At 58.9% G+C, this 20,160-nt stretch carries 18 protein-coding genes and 3 pseudogenes; 8 read left to right on the forward strand and 13 right to left on the reverse strand.

The features are described 5' to 3' along the window. Window positions 1-342: pseudogene (locus tag EN943_RS21390) on the forward strand (trigger factor); the annotation flags it as partial. A gap of 160 nt (window positions 343-502) precedes the next feature. Beyond that, window positions 503-1,027 (forward strand): hypothetical protein, encoded by a 525-nt coding sequence (locus tag EN943_RS21395; protein WP_127414525.1) that lies wholly within the window; start codon window positions 503-505, stop codon window positions 1,025-1,027. A 119-nt stretch (window positions 1,028-1,146) separates the two neighbouring features. On the opposite strand, the gene EN943_RS21400 is transcribed toward EN943_RS21395, so the two are convergent. From EN943_RS21400 to EN943_RS21410, 3 genes and pseudogenes are all read right to left on the reverse strand, one after another. After that, window positions 1,147-1,923 (reverse strand): glutamine amidotransferase, encoded by a 777-nt coding sequence (locus EN943_RS21400; protein WP_127414526.1) that lies wholly within the window; start codon window positions 1,921-1,923, stop codon window positions 1,147-1,149. A 70-nt stretch (window positions 1,924-1,993) separates the two neighbouring features. Then, window positions 1,994-2,158: pseudogene (locus EN943_RS21405) on the reverse strand (JAB domain-containing protein); the annotation flags it as partial. Window positions 2,159-2,261: 103 nt separating this feature from the next. Then, entirely contained in the window at window positions 2,262-2,492 is a 231-nt protein-coding gene (locus EN943_RS21410; protein ID WP_127414528.1) for a helix-turn-helix domain-containing protein, read from the reverse strand. 884 nt (window positions 2,493-3,376) lie between these two features. Here EN943_RS21410 and EN943_RS21415 point away from each other — a divergent pair. From EN943_RS21415 to EN943_RS21440, 6 genes are all read left to right on the forward strand, one after another. Beyond that, window positions 3,377-4,474, forward strand: a complete 1,098-nt coding sequence (locus tag EN943_RS21415; RefSeq protein ID WP_127414529.1) for an alanine racemase — start codon at window positions 3,377-3,379, stop codon at window positions 4,472-4,474. A 126-nt stretch (window positions 4,475-4,600) separates the two neighbouring features. Next, window positions 4,601-5,566, forward strand: a complete 966-nt coding sequence (locus EN943_RS21420) for a dihydrodipicolinate synthase family protein (protein WP_127414530.1) — start codon at window positions 4,601-4,603, stop codon at window positions 5,564-5,566. 208 nt (window positions 5,567-5,774) lie between these two features. After that, window positions 5,775-6,518, forward strand: coding sequence for a transporter substrate-binding domain-containing protein (locus EN943_RS21425; RefSeq protein WP_127414531.1), 744 nt, complete (start codon window positions 5,775-5,777; stop codon window positions 6,516-6,518). 52 nt (window positions 6,519-6,570) lie between these two features. Next, entirely contained in the window at window positions 6,571-7,227 is a 657-nt protein-coding gene (locus tag EN943_RS21430; protein ID WP_127414532.1) for an ABC transporter permease subunit, read from the forward strand. Continuing rightward, window positions 7,224-7,952 carry a glutamine ABC transporter ATP-binding protein GlnQ gene (gene glnQ, locus EN943_RS21435; RefSeq protein ID WP_127414533.1) on the forward strand — a complete coding sequence of 243 codons (729 nt, stop codon included), beginning with the start codon at window positions 7,224-7,226 and terminating at the stop codon, window positions 7,950-7,952. The genes EN943_RS21430 and glnQ overlap by 4 nt, the downstream gene beginning before the upstream one ends. A 61-nt stretch (window positions 7,953-8,013) precedes the next feature. Then, the gene (locus EN943_RS21440) at window positions 8,014-9,432 is read left to right on the forward strand and encodes an amidase (protein ID WP_127414534.1); all 1,419 of its coding nucleotides are present in this window, start codon (window positions 8,014-8,016) and stop codon (window positions 9,430-9,432) included. 336 nt (window positions 9,433-9,768) lie between these two features. On the opposite strand, the gene EN943_RS37690 is transcribed toward EN943_RS21440, so the two are convergent. The 10 genes and pseudogenes from EN943_RS37690 to EN943_RS21490 all read right to left on the reverse strand — a co-directional run. After that, window positions 9,769-9,936: a hypothetical protein gene (locus EN943_RS37690; protein ID WP_164778305.1), complete on the reverse strand. Its 168-nt coding sequence runs from the start codon at window positions 9,934-9,936 to the stop codon at window positions 9,769-9,771. A gap of 195 nt (window positions 9,937-10,131) precedes the next feature. Beyond that, window positions 10,132-10,575, reverse strand: coding sequence for a RidA family protein (locus EN943_RS21445; protein WP_127414535.1), 444 nt, complete (start codon window positions 10,573-10,575; stop codon window positions 10,132-10,134). Further along, window positions 10,572-11,789 (reverse strand): pyridoxal phosphate-dependent aminotransferase, encoded by a 1,218-nt coding sequence (locus tag EN943_RS21450; RefSeq protein ID WP_127414536.1) that lies wholly within the window; start codon window positions 11,787-11,789, stop codon window positions 10,572-10,574. Before EN943_RS21450 ends, EN943_RS21445 begins: the two co-directional genes overlap by 4 nt. 117 nt (window positions 11,790-11,906) lie before the next feature. Next, window positions 11,907-12,881 (reverse strand): threonine/serine dehydratase, encoded by a 975-nt coding sequence (locus EN943_RS21455; RefSeq protein ID WP_127414537.1) that lies wholly within the window; start codon window positions 12,879-12,881, stop codon window positions 11,907-11,909. 116 nt (window positions 12,882-12,997) lie between these two features. Next, complete coding sequence (locus tag EN943_RS21460) at window positions 12,998-13,702, reverse strand: HAD family hydrolase (RefSeq protein WP_127414538.1); 705 nt, start codon at window positions 13,700-13,702, stop codon at window positions 12,998-13,000. Between the two features lie 212 nt (window positions 13,703-13,914). Further along, the gene (locus tag EN943_RS21465) at window positions 13,915-14,598 is read right to left on the reverse strand and encodes a GntR family transcriptional regulator (RefSeq protein ID WP_245475926.1); all 684 of its coding nucleotides are present in this window, start codon (window positions 14,596-14,598) and stop codon (window positions 13,915-13,917) included. Between the two features lie 1,273 nt (window positions 14,599-15,871). Continuing rightward, window positions 15,872-16,675 carry an NAD(P)-dependent oxidoreductase gene (locus tag EN943_RS21475; protein WP_127414539.1) on the reverse strand — a complete coding sequence of 268 codons (804 nt, stop codon included), beginning with the start codon at window positions 16,673-16,675 and terminating at the stop codon, window positions 15,872-15,874. A 3-nt stretch (window positions 16,676-16,678) separates the two neighbouring features. Further along, complete coding sequence (locus EN943_RS21480) at window positions 16,679-17,881, reverse strand: pyridoxal phosphate-dependent aminotransferase (RefSeq protein ID WP_127414540.1); 1,203 nt, start codon at window positions 17,879-17,881, stop codon at window positions 16,679-16,681. Next, the gene (locus tag EN943_RS21485; protein ID WP_127414541.1) at window positions 17,878-19,497 is read right to left on the reverse strand and encodes a hydantoinase B/oxoprolinase family protein; all 1,620 of its coding nucleotides are present in this window, start codon (window positions 19,495-19,497) and stop codon (window positions 17,878-17,880) included. Before EN943_RS21485 ends, EN943_RS21480 begins: the two co-directional genes overlap by 4 nt. After that, window positions 19,494-20,160, reverse strand: a pseudogene (locus EN943_RS21490) (hydantoinase/oxoprolinase family protein); the annotation flags it as partial. The pseudogene EN943_RS21490 and the gene EN943_RS21485, both read right to left, overlap by 4 nt.

Genomic DNA, 20,160 nt, shown 5'->3' on the forward strand with positions numbered 1-20,160 from the left:
GACGATGAGCTGCAGCGCGGCCTGTTCGAGCAGGTGCGGCGCTATCCAGGCAACCAGCAGCAGGAAGTCTTCGAGTTCTACCGCAACAACCCGGAAGCGTTGAACACGCTGCGGGCACCGATGTTCGAGGAAAAGGTGGTCGACCATCTGCTCGGTCAGATTTCGGTCACCGACGTCAAGGTCAGCAAGGAAGAGCTGATGGCCGACGACGAAGAGGACGAGACCGCCGTCAAGACGAAGCCGGCGAAGAAAGCCGCCGCCAAGAAGGCCGACGCCAAGACGGCCGACGACGCGGAAGAGCCCAAGAAGAAGGCCGCGCCGAAGAAGAAGGCCGCCGAATAACACCAGCGCTCCGCTGAAACAGGAAGGCCGCCCTCGAGGCGGCCTTTTTCGTTGCCAAACTGCAACAGCCGCCATGCTTCGCGAGCGACGGCCTGTGGCGACCAAGCTTTGATCATTATCTGCGCTTCTATTGCAAGCCGCTTGGTTGTTGGAGGGCGTGTTGAGACTGTTCGTCGAATTGGGACACGCTTCGGCGATCGCGCTGATCCTTGTCTCGGTCTGCGGCATTGCCCAGGCCGGCACCGTGCCTGACAACTGGCGCTTCGGCACGAGTGAAGACGGCCTCGTCACGGCCTCGCTCTACGCCACCAACAAGCTGATCACCGGCGGCGGTGCCTTGAGCTACAGCCCGATCCTGACGATTGCCTGCCGGGCAAACGGCGAGCCGCATTGGACTGAATGGCTGCAACTGAACGACGCTGTTTCGGCCAGCCGCAAGATCACCATGTCGATCACGGTCGACCAAGAGAGCAAGTTCGATGAAAGCTGGTCGGTCGGGCCGCGCGGCCGGATGCTGGTGCGCGATGGCGCCGATGGCATCAGGCGCCTTGTCGCCGCGAACCGGCTCCAGCTTTCGTGGCGGTTCGGGCTGCTGGCGGGGCGCGGCGAGGCTGATTTCGACCTCGCCGGGTTCGGCGAAGCGGTCAACCAGGTAGCCGGCAGCTGCAACACCGATCCGCCGTGAACGGATCGTGAGCCAGGGCAGCAACGGCCTAGCTCGCTGTTCCCGGTGATGCTGATCTTCTTCAAACCTTTGTTCTCATGCATGTCGTTGCCCCAGAAACGCACTTTGGGGCGACATGATCAAACGGCCTTGCTGACCCAGCGCAGCACGTTGGTCCAAAGCCGCGCGTAGCCGGGCCATTCGACAAAACTGTTCGGCAGCCAGTGAGGACCGATGTCCGACGTCCAGACCAGCGTGCGCCCTTCGCCATGGCGCCCGGTGACCAGCAGGGGATGGCCGCCCTGGTCCTGCGGCACCCGGGCCAGCACCTCGACATCGTCCCGATCGCGGGCAATGACCTCGTTGGCGCCGAGCAACAGCGGCCACTCGCCTTCGATGCCGGCAAAAAGCGGGTGGTCTCTGGAACCAGTGATCTCAGGACGAAAGCCCTCCGGAATTTCGAGCCGGTCATCATTGGGAAGGCAGGTCACCGGCAGTGCCTCCTCGACCGCCGTGCGATGCCAGCGCGCCTTGCCGTCAATGCCCTGGAAGCTGAAATAGCCGCCGATCATGATCAGGCCGCCGCCGGCCAGCGTCCAGTCGCGCAGGAGCTTGAGCCGGTTGGGAACCGTTTTGCCGTGGAGCCAGACATCGGGGTGAAGCAGGAGCGAATTCGCGCCAATGTCGGACAGGATGATCGCCCTGTATTGCGACAGCCCTTCCATGGTGAAAGGCAGCCTCTCGACGGCCTCATGAGCGGGCATGTAGTCGAGATCGAATTCGCTGTCCTTCAAGGCGTTGACCAGGGGCGTTGCCCCGAGATGAAAGGTGACGCTGCCGAACTGGTCGAACCCCTTGTAGTGGGTCGCCGAACTCACCCAGCTTTCGCCGACAAGAAGGACTTTTGTTTTCGCCATGATCATACTCCTCCTGATTTCGTCGGTCGCTTGTTTTAGCCGGCTTCGCGCCCACGTCAGGTCCTGCCACCTAGATCAGCAGCAGGCCCTTCATGCTGGTATATCCTTTCCGCCCGATGATGATGTGGTCGTGCACCGCGATGCCCAGGCGCTTGCCCGCGTCGATGATCTCCTTCGTCATCTCGATGTCGGCGCGCGATGGCGTCGGGTCGCCTGACGGGTGATTGTGGATCATCCGTTTCAACTCGGTATGTTGTTGATATTGCATCATAAAAATACGACAGAAATTAAAATGGGGGTGGTTTTTGGGTGCGTATGCGAATTATATCGGAGCATGTTCACGATTGTTTATGCTCCATCACGTTGAGTCGATTTGTCGCACGGCACCTAACGGTTTGCTGATTTGCCCATTCGTTGAGGTCGGCCACAGGATAGACGATGGATTTTCCGATCTTCACGAAAGCTGGCCCGACGCGCATTGCTCGCCAGTTAGCCAATGTCCCGGTTGAGATTGCACCACGAAATCGTTCGGTCACTTCCTCCGGCGTCAGATACAGTGGTTCCGTCATCTTGCACCTCAAACCAAGTCTCAGTCGGAATGATCGGGTCCGCGAATGGTGAAGACGGAGACGACCATGCGCGTGCGGTCGACAATGCATATTCATTGAGAATATCTGTCGATACCGGCGCGTCACGCACATCTAGAGCGACTTCGCCTCAAGAGTGAAGGGGCTTCTGACCACGGTAGGACCGTCTCGGGCTGTCGGCTAGAAAAAGGCCGGAAGGAAGCGCGATCATAGGTCTGATGGCCTGGTAGGGGGTGCAATCAGTGGGCCTCTCCGGAAATGAGTCGTCTCAGATGGAGCGTTTCTTCCCTAGCGGGCGGGCGCGGAGATGCTGGAATGAAATTTTGCGTTGAGTAGGATTTTCGCGTCGACCGAATTAGACGAATCCAGATAGTCGAGGAGGCGCGCACACTGTCCGAAATCGGAGGAGGGCTCGCAGTTGCCGTCCTTCCCAGGCCTAGTCCGCAGTCAGCATCACGACGCTGACCCCGCGCCGCGTTTGTCAGGAACCCCTCAGCTGCTACTGCCTGAAGGCTTCGCGCACGATCATCTGGCTTACGCTATGGTTCGATCCAGTAGGTGCCGAACAAGAGCTAACACGAACTCTCCAGGGCCGTAGATGGTCCTTTTAATCTGCGGGATCCTTTCGTCAATCCCGCCCACGTTTGCGGCTTGACAGACGAAAATAGCCTCATTAGCGATAAGCGATAATTGCGGGCCTCTCATCGGGCTCGTTTGCTTCGACGTGTAACCGGCCGATTCTGCGGGTCGGCCAAACCAGGTTGCTTCATCACTCGCGGCCTGGGCATGGGACATCCGCTACAGCGCGTTCAAACCTTCCTGTTGTTTTGCTCGACTGCGCAACAACTGCCATTGCCGGGAATGCCATGCCGAAGACTCTTGTCGAACTGAACCTGGATATCGCACAATTGCCGCTGCCGACTTGCGATGTCGAAACGCCTTGCTTCGTAATCCTGGAGGAGGCGATGGAGCATAATCTCCGCCAAACCGTACTGGCAGCGGGCGGCGCGCAGAGACTCATGCCTCACGTCAAAACGCATAGGGCAGAATGGATTGTTCGCTGGATGCTGGATCGGGGCATAGCGCAATTCAAAGCGGCCGCGCCCGCCGAGGTCGAGATTTGCCTTAGGGCGGGCGCAAAACATGTTCTATGGGCTTATCCCACTGCAAGCCCGCTCAACATTGCACGTGTCGCCAGGGCTGCATGTGCTCATCCAAATGCAAAGGTGCAGATCCTTTACGATTCTGAGGAGGGTTACCGCGTCTGGAGCGAGGAACTTTCGGCCCGGCCGGCGGCCAACATCAGGCTCGTTCTCGATCTTGACCCAGGCATGGGGCGCACCGGTGCCGACATCGAGGGAGAGGCAGCGGACCTCGCAAGGCTGGCTCAAGCTGCGGGAAAGTTTGATGGCTGGCACGTGTATGACGGCCATGTCCAAGATATCGACCGAGAGGTCAGGGTCGAGAAGAATCGACACATTGTTGGCCGCGTAAGATCGCTGATCGAGCCTTTGGCGGCGGAAGGGATTAGCAGTGAATTGACGGCCAGCGGCAGTTGGAGCTTTGATATCTGGCCCCAGGATGTTGCACGATTTGTGTCTCCGGGCAGCTTTATCTTTTCGAGTGCACAGCATCACTGCGAACTGTCTCACCTCGACTGGAAGATCGGGGCCTACGTGCTGACCAGCGTGGTTTCCCACCGGCCCGGCAGCGCGACGCTGGATGCGGGCTCAAAAGCCATTTCCCCCGATATGCCGCTTACGAAGCGTTTTTCGGGTGCAGGCGACATTTCAGGGATGAAAGAGGAGCATTCGATTGTGTCCAATAACATCCTCCAAATCGGCCAGCGCATTCCCATCGTTCCTCGTCACGCCTGCACGACGGCCTATCTTTACCCCAAAGCACTAGTGTTGACCCGTGATGGGCGCTGGGAGTTCCGCGAACAGCTCGGCTGCGTACGATAGAGGCCCGACGTCATGCCTCTGCACATACCGTCAGCCTGGGAGGCAAGAGCTTCGCGCATGCCATAGTGGACGCGACTTGGGCAAGCCATCGATGACAGCCGACTCGATCGGCCAAGCAAGTCTCAGATGAGCATCGATCGCTTGCCGGTTGAAGGGCATGTGGCAACGGTTTCCGAAATCCGCGCGCTGATTAACTGGGAGAGCCATATGACAGATGACAATCTTAAGGGGATCATCCCCGCAGTTCCCACGCCTGTTTCGGACAAGGGCGAAGTCGACATCGGCAGGTTCTTGGATTTCTGCAGGTATCTGTTCGATAAAGGTGCCTATGGCCTGAACATCACCGGAACGACCGGTGAAGCGACATCGCTCTCGCGCGATCAAAGGCTTGATGTCATCGCGGCGCTCGCCGCAAGCGATCTCGACAAAAGTCGCATGATAGTGGGAACAGGAGCAGCGGCCGTGGCGGATGCGGTCGCGTTGGCACATGCAGTCGCAGACGCCGGATTCGCCGGCGCGCTCGTCCTGCCACCCTTCTATTTCAAGGACCCCTCCAACGAGGGGCTTCGGCGTTATTTCGAGGCCATTCTTTCGAAGGCGCCCGGTCTCGACATCTATCTCTACAATTTCCCGGCCCTGTCGGGCATCAAATTCACCACGGAATTGGTAGCGCTTCTGGTCAATGCGTTCGACGGCAGCATAAAGGGGCTCAAGGATTCCTCGGGCGATCTGGACTATGCGGCAGAGATCGCGAAGAGCTTTCCAAGGCTCAAAGTCTTCCCATCCAGCGAGGCCGTCCTCCTTCAAGCGAGGCGCGGCGCGTTCGCGGGATCGATTTCGGCGACTGCCAATCTTTCGGTTGGCGAATGCGCGGCCGCATTCCGGGACGGCGACGCGGCGGCGCTCGACAGGGCTGTCAGGGTCCGCCAACTGATCGCCAAGGGGCCCCTGGTGCCACGCATCAAGGCGGTCATTTCCGGGCGGCTCTCAGACCCGGTCTGGGCAAACACCTTGCCGCCCTATGCGCAGCTGGATCGAGCGGAGGCGCAGGCGTTGCTCGCACAGGTAGATGACCTAGCAGGCTCTCGATAACAACCATGTTCTGTCACGAGTAGGGGGAACATCCATAGGCCCAGCAATGTCTGTGGCAATCAAGGTACTTATCACCCTCATAGCCGGATTCTTAAGGTACAAATTGACAAATTAGCGATAAGCGCTTATCGCTAATTGACGGTCAAACGCCATTCGCTTCGTTGGTTGGCTGTTCCTGCCCAGGTCCGGGCCCACAGGGGAGACTCTCATGAGAAGACGCACGCTTATCGCCGCCATGCTCGCTAGCGTCATTGGCGCGAATTTTGCTTACGCCGAACAAAAACAAGTCGTCGTCGGCACCGACATAGCAAACAAGCCCTTTATATTCACCCGCGACGGCAAAAATACCGGGTTTTCTTACGATTTGTGGGTTGAAGTGGCGAAGGAGATTGGGGTCAGTTACGAAATCCAACCCATGGATTTTTCAGCTCTCATTCCGGCTCTGCAGACCAAGAATATTGACGTCGCCTTCTCGAGCATCTTCATTACCCCACAGCGCAAGAAGGTGGTCGATTTTTCCGACCCTTATTACATGAGTGGAATTGGGGTGCTGGTGCCTGCAGGCAGTTCGATAAAGACGATCAAAGATCTTGCCGGCAGAAAGGTCGCATCGATCACGGGATCGGCCCAGGTCGCCTGGATCAAGGACAACTTGCCAACTGCACAACAGACGCAATTTCCCGGAGTCACCGACGCCTACTTCGCGTTGGATGCGAAACGGGTAGAAGCGGTCCTGTACGACTATCCGACACTCGCTTACTATGTGGTGACGGAAGGCAAGGACAAGACAAGCCTGCTGGAGGAGCACGCCGGCGCCGATACACCGTGCGGTTTTGCCTTCCCGAAAGGTAGCGCGTTGGTCGAGCCGACAAACGCAGCACTCAAGAAGATTCGTGCCGACGGCCGATATGATTCCCTCACCCGCAAATGGTTTGGGAAGTCGGGCTCGTAACTCCGCAATACTGAAGTCACCCGATACTGCATGTGGGCTGAGGAACCTGACCTTGACTTTTGAATGGTCCGCCTTTTTCGACTCTTTTCCAGGCCTCATGCAAGGAGCGAGGGTAACCATCATGGTCGCCCTCGCGTCGCTTCCGATCGGCCTTCTGGCTGGGGCGATCGTCGGCGTTATTTTGACCTATGCGCCCAGGCCGTTGGCGACCATTGCCCAACTCTATGTCGGATTGATCCGAGGCACGCCGATGATCGTGCAGATTATGTTCATCTTTTTTGCGCTGCCTGTTTTGCTCGGCGTGCGCATGGACGGAACCACCGCCGGCATACTGGCTCTCGTTGTCAATTCCTCGGCCTATCTCGCCGAAATCGTCCGGGGCGGTCTGCTTTCCGTACCAATAGGTCTCCAAGAGGCGGGATTGGCCATGGGCCTCCCATTGCGCAAGGTCATCACTCACATCGTCGGGCCGGTGGCTTTTCGCCGGATGATCCCCGCGCTCGGCAATCAATTCATAATCGGCCTAAAGGACACGTCCCTGCTGATCGTCATTGGCGTCGGCGAACTGACCCGAACTGGCCAGGAGATAATGACTGACAATTACCGTGCAGTGGAAGTCTGGTTTGCGGTGGCGATAATCTACCTCTGCATAATCAGCTTCATGGCGGCGATGTTTAAAGTGCTAGAAAGACGGATCCGCATCGCATGAGCATTATCGAGTTCAAAGGTGTGTTCAAACGTTTCGGACTAATTGAAGTCCTCAAGGGCATAGATCTTTCGATCAATCCACGCGAGATCGTATTCCTGGTCGGGCCGTCCGGCTCGGGCAAATCCACGCTTCTAAGATGCATCAATGCATTGGAGAGCATCAGCGGTGGTGACCTCATCGTGGATGGGCTGAGCGTGCGCGGAAGCAACCGGCAGGTGCGTCAGATTCGGCTCGAGGCGGGTATGGTTTTCCAGCAGTTCAACCTGTTCCCGCATCTCAACGCGCTGGAAAACGTCATGTTTGGACCTCTCAAGGCACGCGGAGCAAGCCGGGCGGAAGCGAAGGAAATTGCACAAGGGCTGCTCGAAAAAGTCGGCCTGGCAGATCGGATGCACAACTATCCCAGCGAGTTATCGGGTGGCCAGCAGCAACGGACGGCCATCGCGCGCGCTCTTGCGGTGAAACCCCGTCTGATGCTGTTTGATGAACCTACATCTGCGCTCGATCCGGAACTTCGCTACGAGGTCCTCCAAGTCATGCGGCAACTTGCGGATGAAGGCATGACGATGGTCGTTGTGACACACGAGATCAAATTCGCGCGCGACGTCGGAAGCCGTCTTCTCTTTTTGGATAAAGGCCAAATCCAGCTCGACGACAAGCCGACGAACCTGCTTGGCGCTCCGCCGAGCGAGCGTTTCGCGAGCTTTCTGCAGCATGTGAGCTGAGCGGCGGAAGCCGTGCAGCAGATATGACCCGAAGAATCAAAAAAGCATTTGTCGAGATAATATGTCTGCATCACTCAATAACGATCCGTGTTTCCTTCCCGTATCCGTACTTGCGAAGCATTTTGGAAGCGGACGATTGTCACCAGTAGATGTTATGGATGCTTTTCTAGCGCGCATCGCGAAGTATGATGAAAAGCTTCATGCCTATTCGGATGTCTATCGGGATGAGGCTCGACTCGCGGCTGAAGCAGCCGACAAGGCAATCCGGTCAGGACATCCGGTCGGCGCCTTCCACGGCGTGCCTATCGCCTTAAAGGATTTGATCGAACTGAATGGGCGCATCACAACCGGCGGTTCTGCCCATTTTCGCAATCGCCGCTCTCAGGCGACAGCAACGCTCGCCCGACGCCTTATTGCGAATGGCGTAATCATTCTTGGCAAGACGCACACAGTGGAGTTCGCCTATAGCGGGTGGGGAACCAACCAGCACATGGGCGCGCCATGGAACCCTTGGGACAATCTGACCGCAAGAACGCCAGGAGGATCGAGCAGCGGTTCCGGTGTGGCGGTAGCTGCGGGCCTGGCGCCTTGGGCTGTCGGCACCGACACTGGAGGGTCAGTGCGCTTGCCAGCTTCGTTCTGTGGGCTCACCGGTTTGAAACCGACCATTGGTCGCATAAGCACTGCTGGGATCATACCGCTCAGTCAAACGCTGGACACACCCGGTCCGCTTGCCCGTTCGGTGCTCGACGTAGCTCTGCTTTACAATCTGATGCGAGGTTCCGACCCTCTCGATCAGAGCGCCGGAATCGTCCCGGCGAAGGATCCCCTGCCAATGTTGAGGCGTGGAGTGCTGGGCCTTCGCCTGGGACGCATGCCATTGTGCGAAAGGGAGGGCGCCACTGCGGATGTTTTAGAAGCTTATGACAGGTCGCTCCAGGTTCTGACTCAACTCGGAGCGGAGATTGTAGACGTCGAGCTACCTTTCCGTTTCGAAGACTGCTTTCCGGTACACATGACTATCGTAAACAGCGAGGCCTACGCGAATTTTCACGAGGTCGTAGACGACGAAACGACGTTGCTAGACGAATCCGTTCGCATCGGAATTCGGCGCGGCCGCGATATTTCGGCGCGGCAGTATCTTTCCGCACGAACACAGCAGGGCGAACTTCAACGGGCAATGGCTCATGCGCTACGTGATTTGGACGCTCTGCTTACGCCGACGACGGAAACAGCGGCAATCCCGATTACTGGTGTCGACAAAGACAAACCACCTTCACGTTTCACACGCTTTGCAAATACTTTGGGGTTATGCGCTCTTGCGCTGCCCAATGGCGCGACCTCTGCGGGTTTGCCACTCTCACTTCAGATAGTATGCAAAGGATACGACGAAGCCCTCGCTCTACGGGTCGGATATGCATTCCAAGAAGCGACAGAGTGGCATTTGCGGGTACCAGAGCTGCGTAGCGCTGAGCGATGACGCGACGCGCCGGAATGCTGGAAGCTATAGTCACTCCTGGCAACCCACGTTAGCGATAGTCGCATGATCCTCCTAGCGTGGCAATCGTGGTGGCTGCCGCGTCCTCGATGTCGCATCGGATACAGCTACTCACAGTTCCGGCGAGGCGGGGCTATCCTGCCGGTCATCTGCTGCAACCTTTCATCAGCTCAAGATTCTGCCGTTTTTGGTCTTGCGATCGATCTGTCCTATGGCTGCAAAGACGCGCTCTGTTGCGGTGAACCAGTTCTGCCACCCAGTTGGTTCGTAGTCGTTCGTTGAAACCGCCATTAGTCTGATGTTCGTTGGCCAGATAAATCAAAGGTTCCAGAGCTGCGCGGTATCCAGTGTCGAACTGGCTATCGTCAAGCAAATATAGAGGTTGGCGTTGCCCGCGGCCACGCGCAATTCAACCAGCAAGTCAGTCATCAGGCCGCAGCCTTCAATCTCATTGGCTCTATGTGGCGACAAAATCGCGACCGCCACTCAGCTTTGCCGTTGATTGCTTGCCAGGAAGTCCGCTCGCACAGTGCTGCGGCTGCATCGACCGGTCATGGCAACACCATCTTCTCGACTCTTAGCAAGCTTAACAGTGTCTCTCCACTCGCTGCATCGAGGCAGGAAGAAGCTGCGGGAAGGAGAGTGCCTATTCGAGTTCAGCCGGCGGGATCATTCGCTTAGTCAGCGGCTCCTGGTGCCGGCAGCCACCGTCAACTGGATCTCAACCGGTGCATTGCCTGGCAGCGATGCCACCCCGATCGCCGCCCGGCTGCCGATGCCTCTTTGTCCAAATTCAGCAAAAAGGTGGTCTGAGGCAAAGTCCGCCACCTTTGAGTGAGACTGGAACCCGGCATCCGCCGCAAGAAAGACCGTCATGCTGAGCACTTGAGCAATTTCCTCACCCGGAGCGAGCAAATTCTGAGCAGCAGCGATAGCGTTCTGGCATGCCAGGACAACGGCTTGTCGGTATCGATCCAGAGGATCATCAACACCGATAACACCTTGAGCTACGAGAATCCCGTTCTCCCTAGGGGTCATGCCGGACGTGAATATCTGGTCTCGCCAGCGTATTGCTGGCTTGTAGAGCCCCTGCGGGACAGGGTTGAATCGCTGCTGATCACTCATGCCTGGTAGCGCTTGGAGAGTTCGACGATGCGGCGCGCCGCATCTGCCGCTGCCCTATGGTTTTGAGAGAAGTTAAGCCTGATGCTTTCGACAACGTTGGGTCCGAACTCGCTTCCAGGTGTCACAATCACATCAGCCTGGTGGCGTAGTAGCCGCACGAAATCGGCAGTCGAGACGGCAAGCTTGGGCACACAAGGAAAGAGATAGCTACCGGCCTGCGGCGTTCTCGTCGCAAAGCCACTTCCCTGCCGGAATATGGAAAGCAACTCGTCGCGGATCGCTTGATGAAGGGCAATACGCTCGTCGATCCAATCTTTTGGCTCGCGTAACCAGGTGCGCAGCACGGACTGGCTGTAACCGGCAGCTCGCAGCGAAACAATCGCCTGGAGCTTTTCCATGCGTCCGACAATAGCCGATGATCCAAATGCAACGCCGATACGGTAGCCGCTAAGCGATTCGGTCTTGGAGGGGCCCATTATAGTAATGAGACCTTCAAACTCGCCGGCAAGTGCGCGCAGATGCGTATATTGGGCGTCAGGGTAAGCCAGCCGCGAGTAGAGCTGATCGACGATCACGGTGACGCCATGGTGCGCAGCCAGCGTTGCGATGGCTCTGATTTCCTCCTCTGAGTAAACGGCTCCTGTTGGATTGTTTGGATTGGAGAAGACGAACACTTTCGCACCTGCGGCAAACGCAGCCTCGAGCTGTTCAAAGTTTAAGCCAGCCTGGCGGCCGGCGCCCAGATAATCGAGATGCACCGGCACGATCTCGCCATCGAAGAATTGCACGAGTTTACGGTTAGCGAAGTAGTCGGGCTGCACAATCGCCACCTTGTCACCGGCCGATACCGCGCAGGCCATTGCCAGGAACAGCGCGCCTTGGGTGCCAGGCGTGATGATCAGATCTTTGTCAGCCGACACCGGTGCCCCGGTGAACTCAGCCAGGCGATCGGCTACCAGTCCCCGTAGATCCGCACTGCCGCGATATTCGGTGTATGCTTGCCGGCCGCCCGCCGCCACGCCTTCGCTAAAGGCGCGGAATGAACCCGGCGTGGGCGTGAAGGCGTCGACATCGCCGTGGGAGAAATCGACGGCGATGCCAGGCAGTCTTTCGCCAATGGCAATCGCGGCTATGTCTCCCGCTGCCTGTCGCATTTCCTGTCCTGGGGCATTGTCCGTAGCAAGGCTGCTGAACTTTTCAGCTATAGATTTCATTTCACACTCACATGTTGGTAAGGCAGTCGCTTCTTACATTTCTTGACCGGCCTGAGTTCTACTCAAACAGAAATGACCGGGGTACCAGTGATCCAGCCAAGCACATTGAGCGGCCCTTCAACGGCGCAAGGCACGTGAGAACATCTCGTCGTCGACATTACCTCCCGAAGCAATAACAAGTATCGTTTTGCCCGCAAGCGCCAGGGGATTGGAGAGCAGGGACGCCAGTGCCACCGCCCCACCAGGTTCGACAATAATGCGCAGTTCTTCATACACAAAACGCATGGCATGCATTACTTGCTCGTCATCAGCGACAAGGACGCCAGCGAGTCTCTCTCGATTGATCTCGAATGGAAGTTCCGCCGGTGTGGGCGCCAGCAACGCATCGCAGATCGACCCATCGAGTCTCGGATTGGTTTCCCGGTGTCCAGAAAGCAATGAGCGGCGCGTGTCGTCGAATTGAGACGGTTCTGCAGCCCATACCTCGGCCTTTGAGTGCGACGCCTCAATTGCTAGGCATGTGCCCGCGGCAAGGCCACCGCCGCCGCAAGGTACGACAATCGCATCGACCGTGGTGTCTTTCAGATCCCGAAGCGCTTCGATGGTGGCCGTGCCTTGTCCGGCGATTACCAACGGATGATCGCCGGGGGGCACGACGGCCACGGGCCTTTCGCTTGCAATCCTTGCGGCTATATCTTCACGACGCTCGCGATGCCGATCGTACAAGACCACTTCGGCCCCTTGCTTGCGCGCCTTGGTTATCTTCATCGCTGGAGCGTCGTGGGGCATGACGATCGTCGTGGCTATGACGAGCATCCGGCCGACAGTGGCTACAGCCTGACCATGATTGCCGGTCGAATATGCGACCACGCCGCCCGGATAGGTGGCGCGGTCGAGCTGGGAGAGGCAGTTGTATGCACCACGAAACTTGAAGGCACCAGAATGCTGCATGTTTTCGCATTTGACGAAAATGCGCGCACCGGTGCGGCGGTCGAGTTCATCGGAACGCAGGATCGGTGTATTGATAGCCACCCCCCGCAGTCTATCGAACGCATCCAGTACATCCGCTGGCACAGGTCTGCGCAATGTCATTGGTGTCTCTCGCAAGAGTGCATCGGATGGGCCTGCCAATGCGGTGCTTCGCGAACGTCTGTCGAAGCGAACACGTCGACGTGTCCGTGCTTTGCTAGGATTTGCTTAGCCTTCAGCTACGCGATGACGTCGATGAGCTCTTTGAGGCTTGACACGGTCAGATCCGGGACAGCTTCGCCCGCTCCCTCTCCATATAGGCCAAGCAGCCGGTCAGGTCTGTTAATCCAGGCACATTTAAGTCCAAGCTTGTTTGCAGGCGTCACGTCTGCGCGGAGGCTTTGACCGACGTGGAGGATGCGGTGGGTCGGTATGCCGAGGGCGGCAAGATCGCTGATGCCTGTATTGAAATGCGGCCAATCAGGCTTGTAGGCACCAACCCTTTCGGCCGTGACCACGACGTCAAAACGGAAGTCGAGTTTCTCGCATGAGCTGCGAAGCGAAGCGTTGTCGATGTTGCTCAAGGCGCCAATCTTGGCACGCGCCTGCAGCGCTGTAAGTCCGTCATGACTGTCAGGGTAGGCTGGCCACTCATGGGTCATTGCGGCGAACGCCTCTCGATCGTCGTCGACCAGAGCCACGTCAAAGTCCCCGGCAATGTTGTCAAAGCAACGACGCAGCACTTCCGGATAAAGGGGGGCGGGGCGTTCCTTCTGTATCGCTGCGCGAGCGCGGTCGAACGCCATGATCAGATTACTGTCCGACGATCGCACGCTATTCCTGTCAGCCCAGCGACGCAGAAACGCGACTATGGACGGCTCCCAGTTAATCAGGGTGCCATAGACATCAAAAGTGACGGCATCAAAATCGGCAAGCTTCAGCATTGCAGTCTCCAAACGAAAATCATGAAATTAGCGATAATCGCTAATCGAGAACGAGTCAACATCGTCCACGGTGTTCCAGGGTTCGGAAACAGTTTGCGTATAGAGCAGGGACGACGCGCAGGGCAACTCGGGCCACAGCTTCGCATCTAGGCCGGACATGGCTCGCTTTTGATTGACGCCGCCCACGAACCTGCGCGCTAGAGAGACCAAGCTTATCGGGTATCGGAACGCAGTCGTTCTGCCAGCAAATCTCCGGTGGCGGAAATGTGCTTCTTTAGTGCAGCGGCGGCACGGTGACTGTCCTTTTTTTCACAAAGCGTGAGGATGTCCCAATGCTCCAATTGCGATTGCTCGCGGTGAAGCGTTTCTTGCCACGTGAAGCGGAGATAACGCTCGAAATTTGTACGCAGGGTGGCGATCAGCGAGAGCGTTCGCTCCCTTTTGCAGGGAGAATAGAGCGTCTCGTGAAAACGGGCATTCAACAGAATGATCTTGTCGATCGATTTGGCCTTGTCGAGTTCAACGAGGATGCGTCTAGCCTGCGCCAAATCGTCCTGTGTCATCTCCGGGATTGCCCACTGCAATGCTTCCGCCTCTATCAGGCTCCGCAATTGCGTGATCTCCCAAGCTTCGTCGGCACCCATCACGGCAACGCTGACGCCTCGGCGCGGTTCGAGCTTTAAAAAACCTTCCGACGCCAGTTGCTTGAATGCCTCGCGAACAATCATCTGACTCACGCCAAAACGCGCGGCGATCGCATCCTGCCGCAGCCGCTCACCGCCCTCCAGCGTATGGTGCAAGATGTTGACGCGAAGGGCATCGGCCACGATCGTCGCAGCCGATTGGCTAATGTTGCCGTCCTCGGAAACTTTGCCGCTTGATGCTGAACGCGCCAAGGTGGGGCTCCTATCCATTATGCGCCAGTTTAAGCTGCGGCGCCCTTGATTAGGCATATACAGAGCTTTCGTCGTGCAGTCGACGCTCGGTCAGCCTGCTCCCGCGCTGAATGCAATTGCTGAGCGACTTACAGGTTCCTGCTGCTGGAGCGCACACTAGCTAACCCGGTCCGACAGCGGTAGAAACAGAATCAACAGCATGACATTCAATCGATAAACGATTATCGCTGAAGCGCAACCTTGGATGTTAGTCGGCAGGGGGGCCGGCATCTTACCATCGTAGTGAGGGTTGGTCCTACGTTGCGATGGCCAACCGGGCGGACAGAGTAAAAGGAAGCACGACGCCATACTTGAGTCGGTTAGTGCGGCGGCGGAATAGCGGCGCGCCATTGGCGGCAAATCGATGGTTTCGACACTGGGTGTCAGCCCGCACTTCGAACCGGACGCCCACAACGCTATCCGCGCAGGTTAGAGCAACCGACTGAAATCGCTCCACTGAGCAAGTCCGGGCTGTTGGGCAGGCTCGGCGTCGCATCGGCTTGCGAGAGCGCTGTGGAATTAAGTGCTTGCTCCGGAACGAAGTTGTAAACGGCTGACGAATATGTCGTGACCCCAACGTCCAGGTGTGCCTTATCGAGACCCCGCCTGTGGGCACCGCACCGATATACCAGGCCGATCGCCCAAAGTGACACAAGTCTGGGTAAGCAACTCAATACGTTCCTTCAAACCGATGAGATTAGGGCAGGCTTCCCCAAGACACGCGAATGTATTTGGTTGAGGGTTGCAATTGTCCCGCGCGTAAACGATCACGCCGATGCTCACGGAGACGCAAACGTGGTTGAAGTGTCGAAACAGCCCCTCCTGTTCTGACCGATCAGGTGTTGCGGCAAGAGCAAGAGAGCGTCAGCACCCGCTTACTCGAAGCACCGGGCGAGGCCGGTAACTATCGCCGTCCCATAGCCAAACCACGCGATGATGGGCATCCTCGTTTGCTGCTTTTACGGCCGCGACAAGCTCATCCGGACTCAGACTCTGCCTCCCGCAACGAACAGCCCTGCAGCGACGTATGAGGCCAGACGATCGATGTGGCACTAGGGCGTCCAGGTCTGTCCTGCTAGCGTCCGACGTAAAAGGAGTGACCGGGAAGGGCAGCAAGCCTGCTCCGATTTTGTTTTGAAGCGCAAAAAGTCTCGATCACATTGCTCTTCCATAGACGGATGTTGTGACGACTTCGCCGCAGGTAGCTGCGGCGATTGTAAGCTGTTGCACTCCGCTAGTCGTCCGGATGGCCAAGTTCGCAGAAGAATCCGCCAAGATACCGTGTGTGAAGCGATTTCGGATCTGGCACTGCGGTCACGGCTTCAACCGCAGCCCGAAACGGCTCGGAATTGTCCTTCGGAGTATAGCCGAGATGGTTGGCGCCGCTGTTGTCGACGGTCTTCACCTTGTTGTTGGACAATCCAAACGAAATTGTATGCGCCACACGTGGCGCCGTGAGCGACGCTTCCACCAAACGCACACAGTCATCGAATGAGAGGTAAGACCAGAGATGGCGGCGGTCGGTGGGTTCCTCGAAAGACGAAAAGATGCGCAGGCACGCCGTCTCGATGCCAAACTTGTCCCAGTAGAGCCTGCTCAGGCTTTCGACGAAATTTTTCGACACGCCATAGAGACTGTCGGGGCGCACCGGCGCATCGACGCCAATTTGGGCTTCGACTTCATGAAAACCGATGGCATGCACCGATGAAGCGTAGATGACGCGCTTCACGCCGTGTTTCCGCGCGCCTTCATAGATGTGGTAGGAGCCGCGGATGCTGGAATCGAGGATCGTCTGCCATTCGCATTCGAGCGGCGCGCCGCCGAAATGCACGATCGCGTCGCAGTCCTTGGTCGCCGCGATCGTCGCCTCCATGTCGGCGAGGTCGAAGACCGCTTCCTCTTCATGCTCCGCGAGATCGCCGAACGGTTCACGCCCCGCTAGCCGGATCGTCTTCGCCAGCGGCGCGAGCCCCTTGCGCAGTTGCGAGCCGAGGCGACCGGCGGCGCCGGTGATCAGGATACGGTCGTAATGCGGCATCATCTACTCCACTTGCGCGACGGCGGCGTTGATCCGCGCGATCGCCTCGGTCAGCACCTCTTCGCTGGTCGCGGTCGAGATACGAAAATAGGGTGAAAGTCCATAGGCGGCGCCCGGCACGGACGCCACGCGGCCTTCGTTCAACAGATAGTTTGCCACCGCCGCGTCGTCCTCCAGAATGACACCCCCGGCCGTCTTGCGGCCGATCAGGTCGGCGCAGCCGATATAGGCATAGAAGGCGCCGTCCGGCGGTGACAGCGCGAGGCCGTTGATCTTCCTGATGCCATCGACGACCAGATCACGCCGCGCCTCGAACGCTTGCCGGAAGCGTGCCGGTTCGTCCTGCGGGCCGTTGAGCGCGGCGACCGTCGCTGCCTGCGCGATGGAGCAGACGGAGGTGCAGGACTGGCTCTGGATGGTCGACATCGCCTTCACCAGTGGCGCCGGTCCGGCGGCGTAGCCGACACGCCAGCCGGTCATCGCATAGGATTTCGAGACGCCATTGACGATCAGCGTGCGGTCCCTGAGTTCCGGGCAGGCCTTGCCGAAGGAAACGAATTCGCGGCCGTCGAACAGGATATGCTCGTAGATCTCGTCGGAGAGCACAAGCACCTGCTTGTGCCTTGCCAGAACCGCTCCCAGCGCCTGCAGATCCGATTGCGAATAGACGGCGCCGGACGGGTTGCCCGGCATGTTGAGGAAAAGCCATTTCGTCCTTGGCGTGATGGCCTTCTCCAGCACATCCGGCGTCAGCCGGAAACCCGATGTCTCCGGACATTCGACGACGACCGGCGCGCCGCCGAGCAGCTTCACCATTTCGGGATAGGAGACGAAGTAGGGCGCCGGCAGGATGGCCTCGTCACCACTCTCCAGCGTCGCCATAAGTGCGTTGAAGATGATCTGCTTGGCGCCGTTGGCGACCACGATGTCGTCGGCCGTGTAATCCAGCCTGTTTTCGCGGCGGAACTTGCCGGCAACGGCTTCACGCACCTCGGCCGTGCCGGCAGCACCCGTGTAGAGCGTCTGTCCGGCCTCCGCAGCAGAATGGGCGGCATCGATGATGTGTCGGGGCGTTGGAAAGTCCGGTTCGCCCAGGCCGAGATCGATCACGTCGACGCCCTTGGCGCGCAACGCCTTGGCGGCTTGCGAGGCCGCCATCGAAGCCGAAGGCTTCACCGCCGACAGGCGCGAGGCAATGTAGCTCATTTGCCGTTCTCCGAAATATATTGCTTGGAGCGGTCGTTCGCCCGCGTCTCGGCGCTGCGTTTGGCCGGATCGCCATAGCCGCCGCCGCCCGGCAATTCCAGGATCAGCCGCCGGCCGGCCGGCACATGCTGCCAGCCCTTGGGCCGCATCTGCGTGCCGTCGTCCAGCCTGACCACGCCGGCGACGCCAGGCTTGCCGCCATTGCGTCCGTGGGCGGGGTGATTGACGCGGTCGAACATCGCCGAGAAGTCGAATTCGTGGCCTTCGATCGCCTCGATCTCGATAATCTGTCCGAGGCCGCCACGGAATTCGCCGTCGCCGCCGGAGTTAGGGCGCAGTTCCTTGCGCCAGATGACCATCGGCCCGGTATGCTCCGTCGCCTCGATCGGCATCGTGTGCACGCCGGAAGGGAACGCCGTCGCCGACAGGCCGTCCAGGCCGGGACGCGCACCCATGCCGCCGGAGTTGAACATCAGCACTTCGGCGCGGCGCCCAGAGCCATCAGCGACCGGCCGCACCGAGATGTGGATGTTCCACAGCGCACCGGCGCCTTCGGCGAGAATCTTGCCGGGCATCGCTTGAGCAATCGCGCCCAGCACGAGGTCGGGGACCATGTGGCCAAAAATGTGCCTGAGCGCCACCGGCGCCGGCCGCACCGCGTTCAGGATGTTGACCGGTGATGTCACCGTGAAGAAGGCGAGCGAGGCGGCGTTGTTGGGGATGTCGGGCGCCACCACGCATTTCAGCGCGTAGCAGGCATAGGCCTTGCTGTAGATGATCGGACAGTTGATGCCCCACCGGCTCATCGGGTCGGTGCCGGTGAAATCAACCTCGACATGGTCGTCGCGGACCGACACTTTTGCAGCCAGCTTTACCGGCGTGTCGTAACCGTCGGTGACCAGCTCGTTCGACCAGCTGCCCTTCGGCAGGGCCTTGATACGCTCGTGCATGGCGTCGCGTGTGCGCGAGAAAATGAAGTCGCCGAGCCCGTCCAGCGAGGAGAGCCCGATCTCCTTCATCATGTCGACGAGGCGCCGGTGACCAACTTCATTGCAGGCGGCAAGCGAATAGAAATCGCCGACCACCTGGTTCGGCTCGCGGACATTGGCGCGCAAGATGCGGACGAGGTCGAGATTGACCTTGCCCCTTTCGGCGAACTTCATGATCGGGATTTGGATGCCTTCCTCATAGACCGACTTTGCGTCGGCGCCGAAGCCGCGCCCGCCGACATCCACGACATGCGCCGTGCAGGCGAAGAAGGCCACCAGCTCGCCGTTCAGGAATGACGGCGACACCATGGTGATGTCGTGCAGATGGCCGGTGCCCAGCCAGGGGTCGTTGGTGACGTAGGTGTCGCCCTCGAACATGGTTTCGCGCGGGATTGCGTCCATGAAATGCAGCACGGCTTCGGCCATCGTGTTGACATGGCCGGGCGTGCCGGTCACCGCTTGCGCCAGCATCTGGCCGCGCGGATCGAACACGCCGGCCGACAGGTCGCCGGATTCGCGCACCGAGGTCGAGAAGGCGGTGCGCAGCAAGGTGAGAGCCTGTTCCTCGACCACCGAGATCAACCGGTTCCACATCACTTGCATGCGGATGTCGCTGATGTCGCTCATGACTGGCTGCCTTTGCGGATCAGAAGGATGGCGCCGTCGCTCTGGATGACGGCGTCGAAGCTGGTGGTGACGACGGTGGACGTCTCGCGTTCGACGATGACCACGGGACCGGCGACACGGTCGCCCGAGCACAGCGCATCGCGTTCGACGATTCCGTAGGTCTGCGGCGCACCGCTTGCCGGATCGAAGACGGCGCGGATGGTGGCCGGCACGCTGGTTCGCGTGCCTGCCGCAAGTTCATGCCTGGCGACATCAGGTCGGATATCCGTCGCCTTGACCGACCAGGTGACGATCTCGATCTCCAGCCCGTCGAGCCCTTCGATGGCGCGGCCGAAGAAGCGCTGGTAGTTCGCCTCGAACAGATCCTTTAGCCCTGTGACGGCATCCTCACCGAACGGCTTGTCCGGCAGCGGCACCGGGATTTCCCAACCCTGGCCGGCATAACGCATGAAAGCGGTGATTTCGCAGGTGATGCTGCCGCCGGCGCCGCTGCGCACGAAGCTTTCGGCTGAGGCCTTTAGGTCGCCGATCAAGGCATTGATTTCCGCAGGCTTGAAGCGCGACAGGCGGGTCAGCTTCGATGCCAGCGCCTCGTAACCGAACGGCGCCTTGAGGAAGCCGATCGCCGACCCCACGCCCGCCCCCTTGGGCACGATGCAGCGT

It is taken from the genome of Mesorhizobium sp. M7A.F.Ca.US.006.01.1.1 (assembly GCF_003997935.1).
Classification (GTDB): domain Bacteria; phylum Pseudomonadota; class Alphaproteobacteria; order Rhizobiales; family Rhizobiaceae; genus Mesorhizobium.